Origin of the sequence: Pantoea sp. 1B4 (assembly GCF_016925765.1) — a bacterium.
In the GTDB taxonomy this organism is placed as follows: domain Bacteria; phylum Pseudomonadota; class Gammaproteobacteria; order Enterobacterales; family Enterobacteriaceae; genus Pantoea; species Pantoea agglomerans.
In genome coordinates, this window is record NZ_JAEUWZ010000001.1 from 686,630 (window position 1) to 711,429 (window position 24,800).

The window sequence follows — 24,800 nt, forward strand, 5'->3', positions numbered from 1 at the left end:
CGTGATTGATCCAACAGCCACTATCCATCCCAGTTCTGTCATCGAAGAGGGCGCTATTATTGGCGCCCGCGTTCACATTGGCCCGTTTTGCTTTATTGGTGCGAATGTTGAGATCGGTGAAGGAACGGTACTGAAGTCACATGTTGTGGTGAACGGCCACACGCGCATCGGTAAAGATAATCAGATTTATCAGTTCGCCTCAATTGGCGAAGTGAATCAGGATCTGAAATATGCCGGTGAGCCAACACGGGTTGAGATCGGTGATCGTAACCGCATCCGTGAAAGCGTGACGATTCATCGCGGCACCACGCAGGGTGGCCAGGTCACCACAGTGGGCAGCGATAATCTGCTGATGGTGAATGCTCACATCGCGCATGACTGCGTGATTGGCAACCGCTGTATCTTCGCCAACAATGCCACCCTGGGTGGTCACGTGACGGTCGATGATTTCGCCATTATTGGCGGCATGACAGCGGTACATCAGTGGTGCATCATCGGTGCTCACGTGATGGTTGGCGGCTGTTCGGGCGTGGCGCAGGATGTGCCGCCTTACGTTATTGCGCAGGGTAACCACGCTACGCCGTTCGGGATCAATATCGAAGGTCTCAAGCGTCGTGGCTTCAGCAAAGAGTCGTTGCACGCTATCCGCAACGCCTACAAGTTGCTCTATCGCAGCGGCAGAACGCTGGAGGAAGTGAAACCGGAGATCGAAGCCATCGCACAGCAGCACAGCGAAGTGCAACCTTTCTACGATTTCTTCACCCGTTCAACCCGTGGATTAATTCGTTAATCCATGTCAGCGCGTCCCTTAACGATTGCCCTGGTCGCCGGAGAAACCTCCGGCGATATTCTTGGTGCAGGTCTGATGCGTGCCCTGAAAGCCCGTCATCCGGATGCACGCTTTGTCGGCGTGGCGGGTCCCCTGATGCAGGCAGAAGGGTGTGAAGCCTGGTATGAGATGGAAGAGCTGGCGGTGATGGGCATTGTCGAGGTGCTCGGTCGCCTGCGACGCCTGCTGACAATCCGTCGCGATCTCACCCGGCGTTTTACCGAACTCCGACCCGATGTCTTTGTCGGGATTGATGCGCCCGATTTCAATATCACGCTGGAAGGCAATCTTAAACGCACTGGCATTCGCACTATCCACTATGTCAGCCCCTCGGTGTGGGCATGGCGGCAAAAGCGTGTCTTTAAGATTGGTCGTAACACCGACCTGGTGCTGGCGTTCCTGCCATTTGAAAAAGCTTTTTTACGATCGCTATAACGTTCCCTGTCGTTTTATCGGTCACACCATGGCGGATGCCATGCCGCTGCAACCCGATAAGCTGGCTGCACGACGTCATCTGGGCATTGCCGATGATGCGCTCTGCCTGGCCTTGCTGCCCGGCAGCCGGGGTGCGGAAGTGGAAATGCTCAGCGCCGATTTTCTGAAAACCGCTCAGTTGTTGCGTCGTCACTATCCGGCGCTGGAAATCGTGGTGCCGCTGGTCAACGCCCGTCGCCGCGAACAGTTTGAGAAGATTAAAGCCAAAACCGCCCCCGAACTGCCGATGCATCTGCTTGATGGTCAGGGACGTGAGGCGATGATTGCGAGCGATGCCGCACTCCTGGCGTCAGGCACTGCCGCACTGGAGTGTATGCTGGCAAAATGCCCAATGGTCGTCGGTTATCGCATGAAGCCGGCCACCTTCTGGCTGGCGAAACGGCTGGTCAAAACCCCTTACGTCTCGCTGCCAAACCTGCTGGCAGGGCGTGAGCTGGTCAAAGAGTTACTGCAGGATGAGTGTCAGCCTGAAGCCCTGGCCGCAGCGTTAGATCCGCTGCTGCATGCCGGGCCTGAGCGAGAAACACTCCTGCAGACGTTTCATGAATTACATCAACAGATCCGCTGGAACGCCGATGAGCAGGCAGCGGATGCGGTACTGGAGCTGGTGAATGCCTGATTTTATCTATCCTGTCGCCAGACTGATTGCCGGTGTGGACGAAGTGGGGCGCGGTCCGCTGGTTGGCGCGGTCGTTACTGCCGCGGTAATTCTCGATCCGGCAAACCCGATTACCGGCCTGGCTGACTCGAAGAAACTGTCTGAAAAGCGCCGCCTGGCGTTGTATGACGAAATTAAAGAGAAGGCGCTGGCATGGAGTCTGGGACGCGCAGAGCCTGAAGAGATCGATCAGCTCAACATTCTGCATGCCACTATGCTGGCGATGCAGCGCGCCGTAGCTGGCCTCGGCATTCAGCCCGATTATGTGCTGATTGATGGTAATCGTTGCCCGGCACTGCCAATGCCTTCACAGGCGGTAGTTAAAGGGGATAGTCTGGTTGCCGAAATCAGTGCAGCATCGATCATCGCCAAAGTGTCGCGTGACCAGGAGATGACCGAACTCGATCTGCTGTTCCCGCAGTATGGTTTTGCGCAGCACAAAGGTTATCCGACGGCGCTGCATATGGAAAAACTGACGCAGTATGGCGTCACGCCGCACCACCGTCGCAGTTTTGCGCCCGTACGCAATGCGCTGCTCGATGCTGAAGTACTGGCTGCACGCCAGACCCTTACGCTTTAATAGCCTGACGCTGTTTTAACCGGAAACTGATATGGCTGAACCCCGTTTTATACATCTGCGTGTCCACAGTGACTATTCGATGATTGATGGCCTGGCGAAAACCGGGCCGTTAATCAAGAAGGCGGCAGCCCTTGGCATGCCGGCTATCGCGATTACCGACTTCACTAACCTCTGTGGCCTGGTGAAATTTTACGGTGGCGCACATAGCGCAGGGATAAAGCCGGTCATTGGTGCCGATTTCAACGTTGCCAGTGAGCTGATGGGGGGATGAACTGACACAGCTTACCGTGCTGGCGTCCAGTAATACCGGATATCAGAACCTGACGCTACTGATCTCCCGTGCCTATCAGCGTGGGTATGGCGTGGACGGACCGATCATCGACCGCGACTGGCTGATTGAATTGCAGGAAGGATTAATCCTGCTGTCGGGCGGACGGCGCGGCGATGTGGGTCGCAGCCTGCTGCGCGGCAACAATGCCCTGGTTTCGCAATGCCTGTCGTTTTACCAGCAACATTTCCCCGATCGCTACTACCTGGAGCTGATTCGTACCGGCCGTCAGGACGAAGAGAGCTATCTGCATGCGGCAGTTGAACTGGCGATTGCAGAGGGAATACCGGTCGTTGCCACCAATGAAGTCTGCTTTATCAATGCAGAAGATTTCGATGCGCACGAAATTCGCGTCGCCATTCATGACGGCTATACGCTGGATGATCCCAAGCGTCCGCGTAACTACAGTCCTCAGCAATATATGCGCAGCGAAGAGGAGATGTGCGAGCTCTTCTCGGACATCCCGGAAGCGCTGGAAAACAGCGTAGAGATTGCTAAGCGTTGTAACGTCACGGTCCGGCTGGGCGAATACTTCCTGCCGCAGTTCCCGACCGGTGACATGACCACCGAAGATTATCTGGTGGTGAAATCCCGTGAGGGTCTGGAAGAGCGTCTCGAGTTCCTGTTCCCGGACGAAGCCGAACGCCTTGAGAAACGCCCGGAATATGATGAACGTCTGGAGATTGAACTCAACGTTATTAACCAGATGGGTTTCCCCGGCTACTTCCTGATCGTAATGGAGTTCATCCAGTGGTCCAAGGACAACGGCGTGCCGGTCGGGCCGGGGCGTGGTTCCGGTGCCGGTTCGCTGGTGGCCTATGCGCTGAAAATCACCGATATCGATCCGCTGGAATTTGACCTGCTGTTCGAACGCTTCCTGAACCCGGAACGCGTCTCGATGCCCGATTTCGACGTCGACTTCTGCATGGAGAAGCGCGATCAGGTGATCGAACACGTTGCAGATATGTACGGACGTGAAGCGGTTTCCCAGATTATTACCTTCGGCACCATGGCGGCGAAAGCGGTCATTCGCGATGTGGGCCGCGTGCTGGGACATCCTTACGGCTTCGTTGACCGCATTTCAAAACTGATCCCGCCCGATCCCGGCATGACGCTGGAAAAAGCTTTTATTGCTGAACCGCAGCTTCCCGCCATGTATGACGCGGACGAAGAGGTTAAAGCGCTGATCGACATGGCGCGCAAGCTGGAAGGGGTCACGCGTAACGCCGGTAAACATGCGGGCGGCGTGGTCATTGCGCCAACGAAGATCACCGATTTTGCGCCGCTCTATTGTGATGAGCATGGGCAGTTCCCGGTAACTCAGTTCGATAAAAATGATGTGGAATATGCCGGCCTGGTGAAGTTCGACTTCCTGGGCCTGCGTACGCTGACCATCATCGACTGGGCGCTGAAGATGATCAACCCGCGCCGGGAAAAGCAGGGACTGGAGCCGATCGATATCGCCTCTATCCCGCTGGATGATAAGAAAAGCTTCGATATGCTGCAGCGCTCGGAAACCACCGCGGTGTTCCAGCTTGAATCGCGCGGCATGAAAGATCTGATTAAGCGTCTGAAGCCCGACTGCTTCGAAGATATGATCGCACTGGTGGCGCTGTTCCGTCCTGGCCCACTGCAGTCCGGCATGGTGGATAACTTCATTGACCGTAAGCATGGCCGTGAAGCGATCTCCTATCCCGACATTCAGTGGCAGCATGAAAGCCTGAAACCGGTGCTGGAACCGACCTACGGCATCATCCTCTATCAGGAACAGGTGATGCAGATCGCCCAGGTTCTCTCCGGTTACACGCTGGGCGGTGCGGATATGCTGCGTCGCGCCATGGGTAAAAAAGAAACCCGAGGAGATGGCCAAACAGCGTTCTGTATTCCGCGACGGTGCCGAAAGTATGGGCATCGACGGGGAACTGTCGATGAAGATCTTCGATCTGGTAGAAAAATTTGCAGGTTATGGCTTTAACAAGTCACACTCTGCGGCCTACGCACTCGTCTCCTACCAGACGTTGTGGCTGAAGGCGCACTATCCGGCTGAGTTTATGGCTGCGGTCATGACCGCCGATATGGATAACACCGAGAAAGTGGTTGGCCTGGTCGATGAGTGCTGGCGGATGGGACTGAAAGTCCTGCCGCCTGATATCAACTCCGGTCTCTATCAGTTCCATGTTAATGACGCGGGCGAGATCGTTTACGGCATTGGCGCGATTAAAGGCGTCGGTGAAGGTCCGATCGAAGCGATCATCGACGCCCGTAACGAAGGCGGTTATTTCCGCGAGTTGTTTGATCTCTGCGCCCGTACCGACACCAAAAAGATCAACCGTCGGGTAATGGAAAAATTGATCATGTCCGGGGCCTTTGATCGCCTTGGACCGCATCGTGCTGCGCTGATGAGTTCACTCAGTGACGCGTTAAAAGCGGCCGATCAGCACGCGAAAGCGGAAGCGATTGGCCAGGCTGATATGTTTGGCGTACTGGCGGAAGAGCCGGAACAGGTTGAGAAATCGTACGCCAGTGTCACGCCGTGGCCTGAGCAGGTGCAGCTGGATGGCGAACGGGAAACGCTGGGGCTTTACCTTACCGGCCACCCGATTAATCAGTACCTGAAAGAAATTGAGCGTTATGTTGGCGGGGTGCGGCTGAAAGATATGCATCCTACCGATCGGGGTAAAATTACCGTGGCGGCCGGTCTGGTGATCGCGGCACGGGTAATGGTCACCAAACGCGGCAACCGAATTGGTATCTGTACTCTGGACGATCGCTCCGGTCGTCTTGAGGTGATGTTATTTACCGATGCGTTAGATAAATACCAGCAGTTGCTGGAGAAAGACCGAATTCTGATCGTCAGCGGACAGGTCAGCTTTGATGACTTCAGTGGTGGCCTTAAAATGACCGCTCGTGAAGTCATGGACATCGACGAAGCTCGCGAAAAATACGCGCGCGGACTTGCTATCTCGCTGACGGACAGGCAAATTGATGACCAGCTATTAAACCGACTCCGTCAGTCTCTGGAACCTCATCGATCAGGGACTATTCCGGTGCATCTCTACTATCAGAGAGCCGACGCGCGAGCGAAGCTGCGCTTTGGTGCAGCGTGGCGAATTTCGCCCAGCGATCGTTTACTTAACGATCTGCGCTCGTTGATTGGATCGGAGCAGGTGGAACTGGAGTTTGACTAGAACAGGAACATTATGAGTCTTAATTACCTGGATTTTGAACAGCCAATTGCAGAACTGGAAGCGAAGATCGATTCGCTGACCTCAATTGGTCGTCAGGATGATAAACACGTTAATCTGGATGAAGAAGTTCAGCGTCTGCGTGAGAAAAGCGTTGAGCTGACCCGTAAGATCTTCGCCGATTTGGGCGCATGGCAAATCGCTCAGCTGGCGCGTCATCCTTTGCGTCCTTACACCTTTGACTACGTGCGCAACGCCTTCGACGATTTCGATGAGCTGGCGGGCGACCGTGCTTATGCCGATGACAAAGCGATTGTGGGCGGGATTGCACGTCTTGATGGACGTCCGGTGATGATCATCGGGCACCAGAAAGGCCGTGAAACCAAAGAGAAAATTCGCCGTAACTTCGGCATGCCAGCACCGGAAGGCTATCGCAAAGCGCTGCGCCTGATGGAGATGGCTGAGCGTTTCAAAATGCCAATCATCACCTTCATCGACACACCGGGTGCCTATCCGGGTGTGGGCGCGGAAGAGCGTGGGCAGTCTGAAGCGATTGCCCGCAACCTGCGTGAAATGTCTGGCCTGAAAGTGCCGGTGATCTGTACGGTCATCGGTGAGGGCGGTTCAGGTGGTGCGCTGGCGATTGGCGTGGGCGACAAAGTGAATATGCTGCAGTACAGCACCTATTCAGTGATCTCGCCGGAAGGCTGTGCATCTATTCTGTGGAAAAGCGCTGACAAAGCGCCGCTGGCCGCTGAAGCGATGGGCATTACCGCTCACCGTCTGAAAGAGCTGAAGCTGATTGACTCGGTGATCCCTGAGCCGCTGGGTGGCGCGCATCGCCGTCCGGTTGATATGGCGCAGTCACTGAAGCAGCAGCTGCTGGCCGATCTGGCCGATCTCGATGGATTTAGCACTGAAGAGCTGCTGGATCGTCGTTATCAGCGCCTGATGAGCTACGGCTACGCCTGATTTAGCCCCATCAATAAAAGCGGACTCCGGTCCGCTTTTTTTATGCCGCCGGTTTATCTCCGCACGCTATTCCCCTCTCTTTCAGCGCCATCCGATAGCCGCCTTGCTACACCTTCCGCGGGTTAGCGGTTATGCTTGTCCGGTTCCACAATAATCAGGGAGATGGGCATTGAATATTCTGGCGATCATGGGCGCGCACGGCGTGTTTTATAAAGATGAACCGTTACGCGAACTCGACGCGGCGTTAAATCTGCAAGGCTTCAGGCTGCTGTACCCGAAAAACAGTGACGATCTGCTGAAACTGATCGAGCACAATCCGCGTATCAGCGGCGTCATCTTCGACTGGGACGCGCACAACAGTCCGGAACTCTGCGGTGAGATTAATCAGCTCAACGAATACCTGCCGCTGTACGCCTTTATCAACACCCACTCGCAGATGGACATCAGCGTCAATGAGATGCGTATGCCGCTGCACTTTTTTGAGTACGCGCTGAATGCCGCTGACGATATCGCGCTGCATATCCGGCAATATACCGATGACTATCTCGACCACATTACGCCGCCGCTGACTAAAGCGTTGTTCACCTATGTGAAAGAGGGCAAGTACACCTTCTGCACGCCGGGCCATATGGCGGGTACCGCGTTTCAGAAGAGCCCGGTGGGCTGCCTGTTCTACGATTTCTTCGGGGCCAATACCCTGAAATCGGACATCTCAATTTCCGTTACCGAACTGGGTTCGCTGCTTGATCACACCGGTCCGCACCTTGAAGCGGAGGAGTACATTGCACGCACTTTTGGTGCCGAGCAGAGTTACATGGTGACCAACGGGACCTCAACGTCGAACAAAATTGTCGGCATGTATGCCGCACCGGCGGGCAGTACCGTGCTGATCGATCGCAACTGCCACAAGTCACTGACCCATTTGCTGATGATGAGTGATCTTATCCCCATCTGGCTGAAGCCGACCCGCAATGCATTGGGTATTCTCGGCGGTATCCCGAAGCAGGAGTTCACCCGCGAGAGTATTTCGCTCAAGGTGGCTGCCACCGACCGTGCCACGTGGCCGGTTCATGCGGTGATCACCAACTCCACCTATGATGGGCTGCTCTACAATACCCAGTACATCAAAGAGACACTGGATGTACCGTCGATTCATTTCGATTCAGCGTGGGTGCCTTACACCAATTTCCATCCGATCTACGCCGGTAAAAGTGGCATGAGTGGCGACCGCATCCCGGGAAAAGTGGTGTATGAGACGCAATCGACCCACAAACTGCTGGCGGCGTTTTCGCAGGCATCAATGATTCACATTAAGGGCGACTACGACGAACAGACGTTTAACGAAGCCTACATGATGCACACCACCACCTCGCCCAATTACGCCATCGTCTCCTCTATTGAAACTGCTGCTGCCATGCTGCGTGGCAATCCCGGTAAACGACTGATCAATCGCTCGGTGGAGCGCGCGCTGCACTTCCGTCGGGAGATCCAGCGCCTGCGCGAAGAGTCCGACAGCTGGTTCTTTGATATCTGGCAGCCGGAAGAGGTTGATGAAGCGCAATGCTGGCCGATCCAGCCCGGCGACGAAGAGTGGCACGGATTTACTCAGGCCGATCGCGATCACATGTATCTGGATCCGATCAAAGTCACCATTCTGACGCCGGGCATGAGCGAACTGGGGAAGATGGCGGAAGAGGGGATCCCGGCGGCGCTGGTGGCGAAGTTTCTGGATGAGCGCGGCATCGTGGTGGAGAAAACCGGTCCCTATAACCTGCTGTTCCTGTTCAGCATCGGTATCGACAAAACCAAAGCGATGAGCGTGCTGCGCGGGCTGACCGAGTTCAAACGCGCCTACGATCTTAATCTGCGGGTGAAAAACATGCTGCCGGATCTCTATGCCGAAGATCCTGACTTCTATCGCAATATGCGCATTCAGACACTGGCGCAGGGGATCCATCAGCTGATCCGCCATCACGATCTGCCGCGTCTGATGCTGCAGGCATTTGATGTCCTGCCCGAAATGAAGATGACGCCGCATCAGGCGTTTCAGCAGCAGGTGAAGGGCAATATCGAAACGGTGGAACTCAGCGAGCTGGTCGGGCGGGTGTCAGCCAATATGATTCTGCCTTATCCGCCAGGCGTTCCACTGGTGATGCCAGGCGAGATGATTACTGAGAAGAGCCGCGCGGTGCTCGATTTTCTGCTGATGCTGTGCAGCATTGGACGGCATTATCCGGGCTTCGAAACAGATATTCACGGTGCCAGCCTGACCGAAGAGGGCGAGTATCGCGTCCGCGTGCTGAAAAACGACCTCGCATAAACCTTTAAACGACTATCAGCGGCAGGGTGTCTGCGGACAGCCTGCCCGAATCAGGGAATTGAACATGTTGCAGTTAACCGCTATTCACCACATCGCCATCATCGCCTCTGACTATCAGCGCAGCAAAGCATTCTATTGTGATGTACTGGGTTTCCGTCTGATGGGCGAGTATTACCGCGAAGCGCGGGACTCCTGGAAAGGCGACCTTGCCCTACAGGATCGCTATACCATTGAGCTGTTCTCTTTTCCTGAGCCGCCGGCGCGGGTCAGTCATCCCGAAGCGTGTGGCCTGCGTCATCTGGCCTTTACCGTGCCGGATGTTGCCGCTGCCGTCGCGACGCTGGCCGATAAAGGCGTTATCTGCGAGCCGATTCGCATTGATGACCTGACCGGTAAACAATGCACTTTCTTTGCCGATCCGGATGGTTTGCCGCTGGAGCTTTATCAGGCGTAAAATAGCGCGCTCAGCGGGCGACATTCAGTGGCCCGATTTTCTGGATTCTGCCATGTCTTTGCCCGCTTTTGACACTCTGTTGCAACCTGATGCCGCCCTGGTGGTCGCATTCAGCGGTGGACTGGATTCAACCGTGCTGCTGCATCAGCTTCGCGGCTGGCAGCAGCAGCATCCTCAGTTGCGCCTGCGGGCACTGCATGTTCACCATGGGCTTAGCCCGAATGCCGATCGCTGGGCAACCCATTGCCAGACGATTTGCGCGCAGTGGCAGCTGCCCTGTGAAGTGCTCCGTGTTAACGTTGATGGCCGGGAAAACGGCATTGAAGCGGCCGCCCGAACCGCCCGTTATCAGGCGCTGAGTGCGGCACTGCAGCCGGGCGAAGTGTTACTCACTGCGCAGCACCTCGACGATCAGTGCGAAACATTCCTGCTGGCGCTGAAGCGCGGCAGTGGTCCCGCCGGGCTGGCAGCGATGCCCGCGACACGCACGCTGGGTTCACATCAGCTGGTGCGTCCGCTGCTGAATCAGACGCGACAGTCGCTTGAAGCCTATGCCGACGCGCATCAGCTGGTGTGGATTGAAGATGAGAGCAATCAGGATCTTCGCTACGACCGCAACTTTCTGCGTCAGCGGCTGCTGCCTGAGCTTTACCAGCGCTGGCCCCATTTTGCCGGGGCAACGGCCCGCAGTGCGGCGTTATGCAGTGAGCAGGAGCTGTTGCTGGATGAACTGCTCGCCGGGCAACTGGCAGAGCTGATCCAGCCTGATGGCAGCCTGCACTTTCCACCCTTAATGGCCATGAGTGAGCTGCGTGCTAATGCCTTATTGCGGCGCTGGATCGCCGGACAGGGGGGGGGGCGATGCCGTCCCGTGAAGCGCTGAAACGCATCCACGACGAAGTGATGGCGAGCCGGGAGGATGCGCAGCCCCGGCTGCGATTCGGTCAGGCTGAACTCCGTCGTTACCGTCAGCAGCTCTACTGGCTGCCGTTGTTCAGTTCACTGCGCGATACCGCGCTGGCATGGCCCGATCTCTGCCAGCCGCTGGCGTTACCGCAGAACCTTGGCACGCTGCGTGCCAGCCAGTCGCAGAGCCTGTTGCGCTATCCTGAGCCGGATGAGCAGGTCAGCGTGCGGTTCCACGCACAGGGTTATGTCCATCTGGTGGGCCGTCGTGGCGGAAGGGAAATGAAAAAACTGTGGCAGGAGTTACAGATACCGCCGTGGCAGCGTGAACGGCTGCCGTTAATTTTTTATAACCAGACGCTGGTCTGCGTTCCGACTCTCTTTGTCACCCGTGATGGCGCGGCCCCTGATCAGCAGGGCTGGCAGATAGTCTGGGACGGGGCATCCGGCGCAGGAGAACAACAATAATGAAACAGTGGCTTATCGCCTGTTTAGCGGTCACCGTGTTACCGGCATGGGCAGCGGGTGATGCGCAGCGCGGCGCACAGAAAGCGGGCAGTTGCATGGCCTGTCATGGCGCAGCGGGAAAAGCGGCGGTGCCGCTCTATCCTGACCTGGCCGGGCAGCACGCACCTTATCTGGAACATGCGCTGCAGGCCTATAAAAAGGGCGAACGCAGTGGCGGTCAGGCTGAAGTCATGAAGGCGTTTGTGGCGGGATTGAGTGACAGCGATATGGCGGATTTAGCGGCGTACTACAGTTCGTTGCAGCCCTGAAGTTTAACAGGGCGGAAAGGTCCCGCCCTGAATGCGTAGGTTACTCTGCGCTGACAACCACCGTACCCAACTCGGGATGGGTGAAGCTGGCGATATGGTCGAGACGTAATTCGCGATGTTCACCGGAAAGATCGATAGCCAGATATTCAACGTTCTTACGTGAAAAGATCTCTTTGGCTTTTGCCTTAAGCTGCTCGCCATCTTTCATTTCCAGCGACAGCATCCAGTTGTTCTGGCAGGCGAGTTCCAGATTATCGTAATCATCGCAATTGATAGGTTGGTACGCTTCATTTATCAACATAGTCGCTCACCAATAAGTTAGCAGCGGCGTAGGCCGCCTGTTCCCTGACAGAAGAGTTTAGCTCAGTATTTGCGGCAACATCATTAAGTGCCTTCAATGCGCAGCCAATCGCATCCGGTATGTAACCTAAATCCCCGCTGCCGATTTCGGCATACTTCCGGCGAACTAACTCACAATAATTTTGCACGTGGCCCTCCTCGGCAGAGCGTAAATACTCTGGTTAACTGGCGACTATATCATAGCCATTTAGAGGAAATCAGCCTGCGTAAAGCAGGAACAGTGCGCGAATCACTGCTAAAGTGACAGATTCCGCTGTCTGAGGCGGAATAAATCAGAGCACAAAAGGTTAATTTGATGAACAGGTTATCGGAGGTCAACGTGGTTAAGGTGTGGGGAGCGAGCTTATGATTATGCTATCCCGTTCGGTTGAGATTCCGGAAAGTGAGATTGAGCTGACGGCGATTCGTGCTCAGGGCGCAGGCGGACAACATGTCAATAAAGCCAGCACCGCCATTCATCTGCGCTTCGATATTGCTGCCTCTTCACTGCCCGCGTTTTATAAAGAGCGGCTGCTCACCGCCACTCATCATTTGATTACCGGTGATGGCGTTGTGGTGATCAAGGCGCAGGAGTATCGCAGTCAGGAGATGAATCGTGAAGCGGCGCTGCAACGTCTGGTTAATCTAATCCGGGAGCTGAGTACCGTGGAAAAAGCCCGGCGCGCCACGCGGCCGACCCGCGCCTCAAAAGAGCGCCGTCTGGAAGGAAAAGCCCGCCGCAGTTCAACTAAATCGATGCGCGGCAAGGTGCAATAAAAAAACGCCCCGCATGCGGGGCGTTTGAGTACTTACAACGTCAGGGGCGAGCGGCGAAGAGTTCGAGCCTGCTCAGGGAACGGGGTCAGATCGGAAAGTCGCTAAAGCCATCCATGGCCGCTCGGCCCGCACCGTCCCTGGCGCGGGACGCTTTCCTCTCCTGACCCGGTTCCCTTCGCGTTGAACTCATCTGTTGCGGCCAGATTCAGCCCGCTTTGATTAACGCTAAGAACTTACTTATTCAGAGCCTTCAGCAGGAATTCAACAATTTCATCCTGCTTAATCATCTGCTTCTCACCGGCACGACGTGATTTGTACTCAATCTCCTGATTATCGAGATTGCGATCACCAATGACGATGGTGTGTGGCACACCGATCAGTTCCATATCAGCGAACATCACGCCCGGACGCTCTTTACGGTCATCCAGAATAACCTCAACGCCTTTAGCACGCAGGGTGGCATACAGCTCTTCCGCCAGCTCTTTAACCCGGAACGATTTCTGCATATTCATTGGCAGAATCGCAACCTCGAAAGGTGCCAGTGCGGCTGGCCAGATAATGCCGCGGTCGTCATGGTTCTGCTCAATGGCTGCCGCAACAACGCGGGTGATGCCGATGCCGTAGCAGCCCATGCTCATCACCTGATTGCGGCCATCTTCGCCCTGAACAGACGCTTTCAGCGCGTCAGAATACTTGGTGCCGAGCTGGAAAATATGGCCGACTTCGATGCCGCGCTTAATCTGCAGCGTGCCTTTACCATCCGGGCTTAAATCGCCTTCGACCACGTTACGAATATCCGCAACGCTGGCCAGCGGCAGATCGCGCTCCCAGTTAATGCCGAAGTAGTGCTTACCATCGACGTTGGCACCGGCGCTGAAGTCGCTCATCTTCGCCACGGTACGATCAGCAATAACAGGCATCTGAAGACCAACCGGGCCGATTGAACCCGGTCCGGCACCCACTGCAGCGCGAATCTCTTCTTCGGTCGCGAACACCAGCGGTGACGCAACGATCTCTGACTTCTCCGCTTTGATCTCATTAAGCTGATGATCGCCGCGTACCAGCAGGGCAACCAGCGCGTGGCCGCTCTCTTCAGCACCTTTAACAATCAGCGTTTTCACTGTTTTTTCAACAGGCAAACTGAATTGCTCAACCAGCTCCGCGATGGTTTTTGCGTCTGGCGTCTCGACCAGTTGCATCTCCTGCGACGGCGCTGCGCGCTCACCAGCGGGTGCGACGGCTTCGGCCAGCTCAATATTGGCCGCGTAATCAGAATCGGTAGAGAAGATCACATCATCTTCACCGCTCTGCGCCAGAACCTGGAACTCATGGGAGGCGCTGCCGCCAATCGAGCCGGTGTCGGCCTGCACGGCGCGGAAATCCAGACCCATACGGCTGAAGATCTGGCTATAGGCGCGGTACATCGCGTCATACGTTTCCTGCAGCGACTCCTGCGAAACGTGGAACGAGTAAGCATCTTTCATGATGAATTCACGTGAACGCATCACGCCAAAGCGCGGACGGACTTCATCACGGAATTTGGTCTGGATCTGATAGAGGTTGAGCGGCAGTTGCTTATAAGAGCTCAGCTCATTGCGGATCAGGTCAGTGACCACCTCTTCATGCGTCGGACCCAGCACGAACGGACGCTCGTGGCGATCTGCAATACGTAACAGTTCCGGGCCATACTCCTCCCAGCGACCGCTCTCCTGCCACAGGTCGGCGGGCTGCACAACCGGCATTAAAATCTCAACCGCGCCCGCGTTGTTCATCTCTTCGCGCACGATGTTTTCGACTTTTTTCAGCACGCGAACCCCGGTCGGTAACCAGGTGTACAAGCCAGAAGCCAGTTTGCGGATCATACCGGCGCGCAGCATCAGCTGGTGGCTGATCACTTCAGCGTCGGAAGGCGTCTCTTTCTGAGTAGAGAGCAGATATTGAGTAGTACGCATTGATTACGGTTCCAGTTGATCGGAAAGTCACAGACAGAATTTTGCTGGCGGCTAGTGTACCAGTGAGATCACCGGCTCAAAAGCGGGTTTTAACGCGGGTCGATGGCGATCACTTCAGTACCGGCATCGTCAATGCGCCAGCGTACATTAAAATCCATCAGCCAGGCCGCATATTCCCGCGCCTGTGTCTCGCCCTGACGGTAAGCGGGACGGGGATCCTGTGCCAGCACTTCACTGATAAAGCGAGCCAGATTGGGGTAGCGCGACTGCTGGTGAAGCTGCTGTTGTGCCAGCGCGGAGAAGCGAACCGGCATATCAGCCGCAGGTGCCGCCTGAGCAAAACCCGCCTGGGCATGGGGCAATGCTTCGGCAAAGGGCAGATAAGGTTTGATATCCACCACCGGGGTGCCATCGACCAAATCCAGACTGCCAAGCTGCAGGATCACCTGCTGTTTTTCAATCCTGATACCTTTTAGCTCAACCAGCGACATGCCAATGGGATTGGGACGGAACGTTGAACGTGTCGCAAATACACCCATGCGCGCATTGCCGCCCAGCCGGGGAGGGCGAACCGTGGGACGCCAGCCGCCCTCCATCGTCTGATGGAAGACAAACAGCAGCCAGAGGTGGCTGAACGCTTCCAGTCCACGCACCGCTTCTGGCTGATTGTAAGGTGGCTGCAGGTGCAGTTCGCCGCCGCCATCCTGCACCAGCCCTGGCTGGCGCGGCACGGCAAACTTCTCCTTCCACGGTGAGCGGATTACCCCAATTTGCGCAAAGGCGAATTCACTCATTGATTGCTGACTTTCAGTGCCGAACCCTGACACACCGCCTGACGATAGCAGCCTGGCGTGCCGGTGACGATTTCACACTGATGCAGCAGCACCGCATTGGCTTTCATCTGTGACGCTTTGATCTGCAGGCGTTTACGTGCAGTAGCGATGTTGGCTGGGGAGTTCTGATTACTCATCTGGCAATCTTCAGCGGAGACTTCACCCAGATCGCGGAACGGCTTGCTGACCAGATCGGCGGCATCGGTATAGAGCTTAACCGGTGCCGGTCGTGACACAGGCTTGCGGGTGGGTTCACTGGATTGCTGCGGCCGGGACGGTGCGCTGCTTATCGGGTGATACTCATGAACACACCCTGTCAGCATCAATGCTAACAAGCAGAGCGGTAAAAAACGCATGGCAACATCCTCAGGTTTCAAAAAGTGGCGTTATTGAAACAAGGACAAGAATAAATAACAAGTCGGGCAGGGCACCCAATAACAGAAAGGGCGGCATAGCGCCGCCCTTAAGGAGATGAACAGCTGAATTACCAGCCTTTAACCGCGCCGCCGTTAAAGACTTTGTTAGCGGCATCGTAGACTTCGTCAGACTGGTAAGCCTTGACAAATTTCTTCACGTTTTCCGCATCTTTATTATCTTCGCGCGCCACAATCAGGTTCACGTACGGTGAATCTTTATCTTCGACGAAAATGCCATCTTTGGCTGGCGTCAGGCCAATCTGGCTGGCGTAGGTGGTGTTGATAACCGCCAGCGCGATCTGCTGATCGTCCAGTGAGCGTGGCAGCTGCGGCGCTTCCAGCTCAACAATTTTCAGATGCTTAGGGTTTTCAGTGATATCCAGTGAGGTTGGCAGCAGGCCCACGCCATCTTTCAGCTTGATCAGACCCACTTTCTGCAGCAGCAGCAGCGTACGGCCCAGGTTGGTCGGGTCGTTTGGAATAGCAACCTGAGCGCCATCCTGCAGCTCATCCAGTGACTTAATCTTTTTCGAATAGCCCGCAATTGGGTAGACGAAGGAGTTACCCACTGAAACCAGCTTGTAGCCACGATCTTTGATCTGCTGATCCAGATACGGTTTGTGCTGGAAGGCGTTGACGTCGATATCGCCTTTGCTCAGCGCTTCATTCGGCAGTACGTAATCGTTGAAGGTGACCAGCTCAACGTCCAGACCATATTTCTCTTTGGCAACTTTCTGCGCTGCTTCAGCAACCTGCTGCTCAGCACCGACAATCACGCCCACTTTGATGTGGTTAGGGTCTTTCTCTTTTTTGATCGCATCCTGCCAGCGCAATCGCGCCAATCAGTGCACCCACAGCGGCAATTTTCTTGAATCTGAAAGACATATCCTTTCCTTCTTAATAATGTGATATTGCTGGCTTATTTATGGGACACCGCATGCACGATGCGGTCGCCACAGAATTGAATGAGATACACCAAAACCACTAACAACACCAATACCGTATTCATCACAGTGGCGTTATATCCGATATAACCATACTGATAACCGATCTGGCCCAGACCACCGGCACCCACCGCGCCACCCATGGCGGAGTAACCAACCAGGGTAATCAGGGTGATGGTCGCAGCATTCACCAGGCCAGGCATCGCTTCCGGCAGCAGAACCTTACGGATGATCTGCATTGGCGTGGCGCCCATGGCACGTGATGCTTCAATCAGTCCGGTAGGCAGTTCCAGCAAGGCATTTTCAACCATACGTGCGATAAACGGCGCCGCGCCAACGGTCAATGGCACGATGGCCGCCTGCAGTCCGATTGAGGTGCCGACGATTACGCGAGTAAAAGGAATCATCCAGACCAGTAAGATAATGAAAGGAATGGAGCGGAAGATATTCACCAGCGCGGAGAGCACGCGATAAAGTCCCTGATTCTGCAGAATCTGGCCCGGACGGGTGACATAGAGTAAAACGCCGACCGGCAGACCCAGCACAAAACCGAAAAAGCCCGAGACGAAGGTCATCATCAGCGTTTCCCACACGCCCCGTCCCAGCAACCACATCATCGCTTCAGACATAACCTAACACCTCTACTTTCACATGATTCTCCTTCAGCCAGGCTATCGCCTCGCGGGTATCGCTTTCTGTGCCGTGCATTTCGGCCAGCATAATGCCGAACTTCACGCCACCGGCGTAATCCATCTGGGCACTGATAATGTTGTTATTCACGTTGTAACGGCGCGCGGCTTCAGACAGCAGCGGCGCATCAACCGATTTACCGGTGAATTCCAGTCGCAGCAGGGGCACGGTGCCTTCAGCGGCGGTCGCAGAAAGGCGCTGCTGGTAATCATCCGGAATATCCAGATGCAGCGTAGACTGAATAAACTGCTGCGCCAGCGGTGTCTTAGGATGAGAGAAGACCTCACTGACGCTATCTTTCTCAATCAGTTCACCGTGACTGATGACCGCAACCTGATCGCAGATGCGTTTCACTACATCCATTTCATGGGTGATCAGCAGAATCGTCAGCCCAAGCCGGCGGTTAATGTCTTTAAGCAATTCCAGAATAGAGCGGGTCGTCGCGGGATCCAGTGCACTGGTAGCTTCATCACACAACAGAACCTTGGGATTGCTGGCCAGGGCGCGGGCAATCGCGACACGCTGCTTCTGACCGCCCGAGAGATTCGCAGGCCAGGCATCATGCTTATCTGATAATCCCACCAGTTCCAGCAGTTCAGTTACGCGAGCCGTGATCTGAGCGCGGGAGAGATTACCGAGTTCCAGTGGAAGAGAGACGTTACCCGCGACGGTACGGGAGTTCATCAGATTAAAGTGCTGGAAGATCATGCCGATCTGGCGGCGCGCCTGGGTTAACTGACGTTCGTTGAGTGCGGTTAAATCAGCACCGTCTACCAGTACGCGGCCCGAAGTAGGGCGCTCCAGCAGGTTAACGCAACGAATCAACGTACTTTTACCGGCACCGGAAGCACCGATAACGCCATAAATCTGTCCGGCAGGCACGTGCAGGCTGACATCCGTTAACGCCGGAACAGACCGCGTGCCTTGCTGAAACACCTTGGTGATATTTTCTAGTTTAATCATTATGTTATTTATTATCGTGTTGCGTTGTCCGTGGTGTGGGAAGCCTCGTCGCTTTTATTCGGTATAAAAGCTGGATGGATGTTAAGGCATCCAGACGTCTAAATCAATGGAAGTGATTCAATCTGACATTCTCCCTTTTATAGCAATCATGCGATACTGATCGGCAATTTTTACAGCAGGAGTTTCTACGTGGCGAATAAAGTCCCCGCTATTTTTCTTGATCGTGATGGCACCCTTAATGTCGACAATGGCTATGTCCATGAGATCGATGACTTCCAGTTTATTGACGGCACGATTGAAGCGCTGCAACAACTGAAGGCAATGGGTTTTGCGCTGGTGGTTGTGACCAATCAGTCTGGCATCGCGCGCGGTATGTTTACTGAAGATACCTTTATGCGGCTGACAGAATGGATGGACTGGTCGCTGGCCGATCGCGATGTTGATCTTGATGGCATCTATTTCTGTCCTCACCATCCTGAAGCAACAGTAGCAGAGTTCCGTCAGGCCTGTGACTGCCGCAAGCCTCAGCCGGGTATGCTGCTGACGGCGCAGGAAGAACTGAATATTGATATGGCCGCTTCTTATATGGTGGGTGACAAGCTGGAAGACATGCTGGCAGGGCAGGCTGCCGGTGTCGGCAAGAAAGTACTGGTGCGCAGCGGCAAACCGGTCACTGCTGAAGGTGAAGCAGCAGCAGATTGGGTGATTAATAGCCTGGCAGAGCTTCCGGCGCGCATTAAAAAGGGATAAAACGGCGCTTTTGTGCAAATTTCAGACGAACAGAAAAAAAGTCTCAATTTGCACTTGCGCTATCTGAGCCGTTCCCTATAATGCGCCTCCACTGACACGGCAAACCGGAAACGGAAAACGGGTCAGGAGGCACAGGAGACTGCGCCGCCGGAGAAAAACTTCTGAGAAAGAGGTTGACTCTGCAGGAGGAAAGCGTAATATACGCCACCTCGCGACAGGACGCTAACGCACTGTTCGCACTGCTCTTTAACAATTTATCAGACAATCTGTGTGGGCACTCGCAGGATTGATATCAGCGTCTCCGGACGTAAAAAAATATCAAGCCTCACGAGTGAACACATAATGAAATTCATTATGACGTTTTACAGATGAGCACCGCTTAACTTGTTTAAGCAAATCAAACTTAAATTGAAGAGTTTGATCATGGCTCAGATTGAACGCTGGCGGCAGGCCTAACACATGCAAGTCGGACGGTAGCACAGAGGAGCTTGCTCCTTGGGTGACGAGTGGCGGACGGGTGAGTAATGTCTGGGGATCTGCCCGATAGAGGGGGGATAACCACTGGAAACGGTGGCTAATACCGCATAACGTCGCAAGACCAAAGAGGGGGACCTTCGGGCCTCTCACTATCGGATGAACCCAGATGGGATTAGCTAGTAGGCGGGGTAATGGCCCACCTAGGCGACGATCCCTAGCTGGTCTGAGAGGATGACCAGCCACACTGGAACTGAGACACGGTCCAGACTCCTACGGGAGGCAGCAGTGGGGAATATTGCACAATGGGCGCAAGCCTGATGCAGCCATGCCGCGTGTATGAAGAAGGCCTTCGGGTTGTAAAGTACTTTCAGCGGGGGAGGAAGGCGACGGGGTTAATAACCCTGTCGATTGACGTTACCCGCAGAAGAAGCACCGGCTAACTCCGTGCCAGCAGCCGCGGTAATACGGAGGGTGCAAGCGTTAATCGGAATTACTGGGCGTAAAGCGCACGCAGGCGGTCTGTTAAGTCAGATGTGAAATCCCCGGGCTTAACCTGGGAACTGCATTTGAAACTGGCAGGCTTGAGTCTTGTAGAGGGGGGGTAGAATTCCAGGTGTAGCGGTGAAATGCGTAGAGATCTGGAGGAATACCGGTGGCGAAGGCGGCCCCCCTGGACAAAGACTGACGCTCAGGTGCGAAAGCGTGGGGAGCAAACAGGATTAGATACCCTGGTAGTCCACGCCGTAAACGATGTCGACTTGGAGGTTGTTCCCTTGAGGAGTGGCTTCCGGAGCTAACGCGTTAAGTCGACCGCCTGGGGAGTACGGCCGCAAGGTTAAAACTCAAATGAATTGACGGGGGCCCGCACAAGCGGTGGAGCATGTGGTTTAATTCGATGCAACGCGAAGAACCTTACCTACTCTTGACATCCAGCGAACTTAGCAGAGATGCTTTGGTGCCTTCGGGAACGCTGAGACAGGTGCTGCATGGCTGTCGTCAGCTCGTGTTGTGAAATGTTGGGTTAAGTCCCGCAACGAGCGCAACCCTTATCCTTTGTTGCCAGCGATTCGGTCGGGAACTCAAAGGAGACTGCCGGTGATAAACCGGAGGAAGGTGGGGATGACGTCAAGTCATCATGGCCCTTACGAGTAGGGCTACACACGTGCTACAATGGCGCATACAAAGAGAAGCGACCTCGCGAGAGCAAGCGGACCTCACAAAGTGCGTCGTAGTCCGGATCGGAGTCTGCAACTCGACTCCGTGAAGTCGGAATCGCTAGTAATCGTGGATCAGAATGCCACGGTGAATACGTTCCCGGGCCTTGTACACACCGCCCGTCACACCATGGGAGTGGGTTGCAAAAGAAGTAGGTAGCTTAACCTTCGGGAGGGCGCTTACCACTTTGTGATTCATGACTGGGGTGAAGTCGTAACAAGGTAACCGTAGGGGAACCTGCGGTTGGATCACCTCCTTACCTGAAGATACCTTCCCGCGCAGTGTCCACACAGATTGTCTGATAAAAAGTAATGAGCAGGACGGCTGCGAAGTCGTGACACTTTTGTGTCCCCTTCGTCTAGCGGTTAGGACTCCGCCCTTTCACGGCGGCAACAGGGGTTCGAATCCCCTAGGGGACGCCACCTGCTTGGTGACAGGTGAAAGGTGTCTCCATACAGTATCTCAAAACCGATTTGGTTGCGTAAGCAGCCGGGCCGCGTTTGAGATATTTGCTCTTTAACAATCCGGAACAAGCTGAAAATTGAAACGACGCAGCGCGTCATTCCTCCGTAATAAGGAATGACAATGCGATGCGTTCGAGTCTCTCAAATGCTTGCAACACGCAGCGTTGAAAAACGCCTGTGGGTTGTGAGGTTAAGCGACTAAGCGTACACGGTGGATGCCCAGGCAGTCAGAGGCGATGAAGGACGTGCTAATCTGCGTAAAGCGACGGTAAGGTGATATGAACCGCTACAGCCGTCGATGTCCGAATGGGGAAACCCGGTGCACTCTGTGCATCATTGCAGCATGAATACATAGTGCTGCAAGGCGAACCGGGGGGAACTGAAACATCTAAGTACCCCGAGGAAAAGAAATCAACCGAGATTCCCCCCAGTAGCGGCGAGCGAACGGGGAGCAGCCCAGAGCCTGAATCAGTTTGTGTGTTAGTGGAAGCGTCTGGAAAGTCGCAGGGTACAGGGTGATACTCCCGTACACAAAAGCACACATGCTGTGAGCTCGATGAGTAAGGCGGGACACGTGGTATCCTGTCTGAATATGGGGGGGACCATCCTCCAAGGCTAAATACTCCTGACTGACCGATAGTGAACCAGTACCGTGAGGGAAAGGCGAAAAGAACCCCGGCGAGGGGAGTGAAACAGAACCTGAAACCGTGTACGTACAAGCAGTGGGAGCCTTCTTTATGGGGGGTGACTGCGTACCTTTTGTATAATGGGTCAGCGACTTATATTCTGTAGCAAGGTTAACCGTATAGGGGGAGCCGCAGGGAAACCGAGTCTTAACTGGGCGTTAAGTTGCAGGGTATAGACCCGAAACCCGGTGATCTAGCCATGGGCAGGTTGAAGGTTGGGTAACACTAACTGGAGGACCGAACCGACTAATGTTGAAAAATTAGCGGATGACCTGTGGCTGGGGGTGAAAGGCCAATCAAACCGGGAGATAGCTGGTTCTCCCCGAAAGCTATTTAGGTAGCGCCTCGTGAACTCATCTTCGGGGGTAGAGCACTGTTTCGGCTAGGGGGGCCATCCCGGCTTACCAACCCGATGCAAACTGCGAATACCGAAGAATGTTATCACGGGAGACACACGGCGGGTGCTAACGTCCGTCGTGAAGAGGGAAACAACCCAGACCGCCAGCTAAGGTCCCAAAGTCATGGTTAAGTGGGAAACGATGTGGGAAGGCACAGACAGCCAGGATGTTGGCTTAGAAGCAGCCATCATTTAAAGAAAGCGTAATAGCTCACTGGTCGAGTCGGCCTGCGCGGAAGATGTAACGGGGCTAAACCATGCACCGAAGCTGCGGCAGCGACGCTTAGGCGTTGTTGGGTAGGGGAGCGTTCTGTAAGCCGTCGAAGGTGTGCTGTGAGGCATGCTGGAGGTATCAGAAGTGCGAATGCTGACATAAGTAACGATAAAGCGGGTGAAAAGCCCGCTCGCCGGAAGACCAAGGGTTCCTGTTCAACGTTAATCGGAGCAGGGTGAGTCGACCCCTAAGGCGAGGCCGAAAGGCGTAGTCGATGGGAAACAGGTTAATATTCCTGTACTCGGTGTTACTGCGAAGGGGGGGACGGAGAAGGCTATATCAGCCGGGCGACGGTTGTCCCGGTTTAAGCGTGTAGGCGGAGTGTCCAGGTAAATCCGGACGCTTGTTAACGCTGAGGCGTGACGACGAGGCACTACGGTGCTGAAGTGATAAATGCCCAGCTTCCAGGAAAAGCCTCTAAGCATCAGGTAACACAGAATCGTACCCCAAACCGACACAGGTGGTCAGGTAGAGAATACCAAGGCGCTTGAGAGAACTCGGGTGAAGGAACTAGGCAAAATGGTGCCGTAACTTCGGGAGAAGGCACGCTGGCGCGTAGGTGGAGGGACCTGCTCCCCGAGCCGAAGCCAGTCGAAGATACCAGCTGGCTGCAACTGTTTATTAAAAACACAGCACTGTGCAAACACGAAAGTGGACGTATACGGTGTGACGCCTGCCCGGTGCCGGAAGGTTAATTGATGGGGTTATCCGTAAGGAGAAGCTCTTGATCGAAGCCCCGGTAAACGGCGGCCGTAACTATAACGGTCCTAAGGTAGCGAAATTCCTTGTCGGGTAAGTTCCGACCTGCACGAATGGCGTAATGATGGCCAGGCTGTCTCCACCCGAGACTCAGTGAAATTGAACTCGCTGTGAAGATGCAGTGTACCCGCGGCAAGACGGAAAGACCCCGTGAACCTTTACTACAGCTTGACACTGAACATTGAGCCTTGATGTGTAGGATAGGTGGGAGGCTTTGAAGCGCGGACGCCAGTCTGCGTGGAGCCAACCTTGAAATACCACCCTTTAATGTTTGATGTTCTAACGTAGGCCCGTAATCCGGGCTGCGGACAGTGTCTGGTGGGTAGTTTGACTGGGGCGGTCTCCTCCTAAAGAGTAACGGAGGAGCACGAAGGTCAGCTAATCACGGTCGGACATCGTGAGGTTAGTGCAATGGCATAAGCTGGCTTGACTGCGAGAGTGACGGCTCGAGCAGGTGCGAAAGCAGGTCATAGTGATCCGGTGGTTCTGAATGGAAGGGCCATCGCTCAACGGATAAAAGGTACTCCGGGGATAACAGGCTGATACCGCCCAAGAGTTCATATCGACGGCGGTGTTTGGCACCTCGATGTCGGCTCATCACATCCTGGGGCTGAAGTAGGTCCCAAGGGTACGGCTGTTCGCCGTTTAAAGTGGTACGCGAGCTGGGTTTAGAACGTCGTGAGACAGTTCGGTCCCTATCTGCCGTGGGCGCTGGAGAATTGAGGGGGGGGTTGCTCCTAGTACGAGAGGACCGGAGTGAACGCACCACTGGTGTTCGGGTTGTCATGCCAATGGCATTGCCCGGTAGCTAAGTGCGGAAAAGATAAGTGCTGAAAGCATCTAAGCACGAAACTTGCCCCGAGATGAGTTCTCCCTGACTCCTTGAGAGTCCTGAAGGGACGTTGAAGACTACGACGTTGATAGGCCGGGTGTGTAAGCGCAGCGATGCGTTGAGCTAACCGGTACTAATGACCCGTGAGGCTTAACCTTACAACGCCAGAGGCGTTTTTGAGAGACACGATTTTCAGCCTGTACCGGATATATCTGCGCGGCCTTACGGGCGGCGCGGAGACAGAATTTGCCTGGCGGCTTTAGCGCGGTGGTCCCACCTGACCCCATGCCGAACTCAGAAGTGAAACGCCGTAGCGCCGATGGTAGTGTGGGGTCTCCCCATGCGAGAGTAGGGAACTGCCAGGCATCAAATTCGTTCCTTTTCCCCTGACAAGGAAAATAACAGGAACAGACGGCCATCAGCCAGTTGCTGACAGCTGTGAAAGAATCGGTGGAGCGGTAGTTCAGTTGGTTAGAATACCTGCCTGTCACGCAGGGGGTCGCGGGTTCGAGCCCCGTCCGTTCCGCCA

Annotated in this window: 15 protein-coding genes, 2 tRNA genes, 3 rRNA genes and 4 pseudogenes; 16 read left to right on the forward strand and 8 right to left on the reverse strand. The window is 54.9% G+C overall.

Annotated features, from left to right (window positions below; translation table 11 throughout):
- Position 1 precedes the first annotated feature (1 nt).
- The 9 genes and pseudogenes from lpxA to JNO11_RS03165 all read left to right on the forward strand — a co-directional run bounded on the left by lpxA (position 2) and on the right by JNO11_RS03165 (position 11,503).
- On the forward strand, positions 2 to 790 hold the full coding sequence (lpxA, locus tag JNO11_RS03125) for an acyl-ACP--UDP-N-acetylglucosamine O-acyltransferase (RefSeq protein WP_010254134.1): 789 nt from the start codon (positions 2 to 4) through the stop codon (positions 788 to 790).
- A gap of 3 nt (positions 791 to 793) precedes the next feature.
- Positions 794 to 1,943: pseudogene (lpxB, locus tag JNO11_RS03130) on the forward strand (lipid-A-disaccharide synthase).
- Positions 1,936 to 2,562: a ribonuclease HII gene (gene rnhB / locus JNO11_RS03135; protein WP_022625455.1), complete on the forward strand. Its 627-nt coding sequence runs from the start codon at positions 1,936 to 1,938 to the stop codon at positions 2,560 to 2,562. Before lpxB ends, rnhB begins: the two are co-directional and overlap by 8 nt.
- A gap of 31 nt (positions 2,563 to 2,593) precedes the next feature.
- A pseudogene (gene dnaE / locus JNO11_RS03140) lies at positions 2,594 to 6,078 on the forward strand (DNA polymerase III subunit alpha).
- A gap of 12 nt (positions 6,079 to 6,090) precedes the next feature.
- Positions 6,091 to 7,047, forward strand: coding sequence for an acetyl-CoA carboxylase carboxyl transferase subunit alpha (gene accA / locus JNO11_RS03145; protein ID WP_010254150.1), 957 nt, complete (start codon positions 6,091 to 6,093; stop codon positions 7,045 to 7,047).
- A gap of 169 nt (positions 7,048 to 7,216) precedes the next feature.
- Entirely contained in the window at positions 7,217 to 9,367 is a 2,151-nt protein-coding gene (locus JNO11_RS03150) for a lysine decarboxylase LdcC (protein WP_010671866.1), read from the forward strand.
- 64 nt (positions 9,368 to 9,431) lie between these two features.
- Positions 9,432 to 9,821, forward strand: coding sequence for a VOC family protein (locus tag JNO11_RS03155; protein WP_010671867.1), 390 nt, complete (start codon positions 9,432 to 9,434; stop codon positions 9,819 to 9,821).
- 52 nt (positions 9,822 to 9,873) lie between these two features.
- Positions 9,874 to 11,195 (forward strand): annotated as a pseudogene (tilS, locus tag JNO11_RS03160) (tRNA lysidine(34) synthetase TilS).
- Complete coding sequence (locus JNO11_RS03165; protein WP_010254164.1) at positions 11,195 to 11,503, forward strand: cytochrome c; 309 nt, start codon at positions 11,195 to 11,197, stop codon at positions 11,501 to 11,503. The pseudogene tilS and the gene JNO11_RS03165 overlap by 1 nt, the downstream one beginning before the upstream one ends.
- Before the next feature lie 40 nt (positions 11,504 to 11,543).
- On the opposite strand, the gene rof is transcribed toward JNO11_RS03165, so the two are convergent.
- The gene (gene rof / locus JNO11_RS03170; protein ID WP_010254167.1) at positions 11,544 to 11,804 is read right to left on the reverse strand and encodes a Rho-binding antiterminator; all 261 of its coding nucleotides are present in this window, start codon (positions 11,802 to 11,804) and stop codon (positions 11,544 to 11,546) included.
- Entirely contained in the window at positions 11,791 to 11,991 is a 201-nt protein-coding gene (locus tag JNO11_RS03175) for a YaeP family protein (protein WP_010254172.1), read from the reverse strand. Before JNO11_RS03175 ends, rof begins: the two co-directional genes overlap by 14 nt.
- Positions 11,992 to 12,208: 217 nt before the next feature.
- On the opposite strand from JNO11_RS03175, the gene arfB reads away from it, so the two are divergent.
- Positions 12,209 to 12,619 carry an alternative ribosome rescue aminoacyl-tRNA hydrolase ArfB gene (gene arfB / locus JNO11_RS03180; RefSeq protein WP_325176917.1) on the forward strand — a complete coding sequence of 137 codons (411 nt, stop codon included), beginning with the start codon at positions 12,209 to 12,211 and terminating at the stop codon, positions 12,617 to 12,619.
- Positions 12,620 to 12,852: 233 nt separating this feature from the next.
- Here arfB and proS read toward each other — a convergent pair whose 3' ends face one another.
- The 6 genes and pseudogenes from proS to metN form a co-directional block, all read right to left on the reverse strand.
- Positions 12,853 to 14,571: a proline--tRNA ligase gene (proS, locus tag JNO11_RS03185; protein ID WP_325176918.1), complete on the reverse strand. Its 1,719-nt coding sequence runs from the start codon at positions 14,569 to 14,571 to the stop codon at positions 12,853 to 12,855.
- Between the two features lie 89 nt (positions 14,572 to 14,660).
- Positions 14,661 to 15,365, reverse strand: a complete 705-nt coding sequence (gene tsaA / locus JNO11_RS03190; RefSeq protein ID WP_010254180.1) for a tRNA (N6-threonylcarbamoyladenosine(37)-N6)-methyltransferase TrmO — start codon at positions 15,363 to 15,365, stop codon at positions 14,661 to 14,663.
- Complete coding sequence (gene rcsF / locus JNO11_RS03195) at positions 15,362 to 15,760, reverse strand: Rcs stress response system protein RcsF (protein WP_010254182.1); 399 nt, start codon at positions 15,758 to 15,760, stop codon at positions 15,362 to 15,364. Before rcsF ends, tsaA begins: the two co-directional genes overlap by 4 nt.
- Positions 15,761 to 15,888: 128 nt before the next feature.
- Positions 15,889 to 16,705 (reverse strand): annotated as a pseudogene (locus JNO11_RS03200) (MetQ/NlpA family lipoprotein).
- A 34-nt stretch (positions 16,706 to 16,739) separates the two neighbouring features.
- Positions 16,740 to 17,393 (reverse strand): methionine ABC transporter permease MetI, encoded by a 654-nt coding sequence (locus tag JNO11_RS03205; protein ID WP_003852613.1) that lies wholly within the window; start codon positions 17,391 to 17,393, stop codon positions 16,740 to 16,742.
- Positions 17,386 to 18,417: a methionine ABC transporter ATP-binding protein MetN gene (gene metN / locus JNO11_RS03210; RefSeq protein ID WP_010254188.1), complete on the reverse strand. Its 1,032-nt coding sequence runs from the start codon at positions 18,415 to 18,417 to the stop codon at positions 17,386 to 17,388. Before metN ends, JNO11_RS03205 begins: the two co-directional genes overlap by 8 nt.
- Before the next feature lie 189 nt (positions 18,418 to 18,606).
- Between metN and gmhB the strand changes: the two genes are divergently transcribed.
- The 6 genes from gmhB (at position 18,607) to JNO11_RS03240 (ending at position 24,800) form a co-directional block, all read left to right on the forward strand.
- On the forward strand, positions 18,607 to 19,167 hold the full coding sequence (gene gmhB, locus JNO11_RS03215; protein ID WP_010254191.1) for a D-glycero-beta-D-manno-heptose 1,7-bisphosphate 7-phosphatase: 561 nt from the start codon (positions 18,607 to 18,609) through the stop codon (positions 19,165 to 19,167).
- A 405-nt stretch (positions 19,168 to 19,572) separates the two neighbouring features.
- Positions 19,573 to 21,118, forward strand: a 16S ribosomal RNA gene (locus JNO11_RS03220).
- Between the two features lie 88 nt (positions 21,119 to 21,206).
- A tRNA-Glu gene (locus tag JNO11_RS03225) sits at positions 21,207 to 21,281 on the forward strand.
- Positions 21,282 to 21,511: 230 nt separating this feature from the next.
- Positions 21,512 to 24,429: ribosomal RNA gene (locus JNO11_RS03230) — 23S ribosomal RNA — on the forward strand.
- A 91-nt stretch (positions 24,430 to 24,520) separates the two neighbouring features.
- Positions 24,521 to 24,636, forward strand: a 5S ribosomal RNA gene (gene rrf / locus JNO11_RS03235).
- The 16S, 23S and 5S rRNA genes sit together here with 2 tRNA genes alongside, the layout of an rRNA operon.
- An 87-nt stretch (positions 24,637 to 24,723) precedes the next feature.
- Positions 24,724 to 24,800 (forward strand) — tRNA-Asp (locus JNO11_RS03240).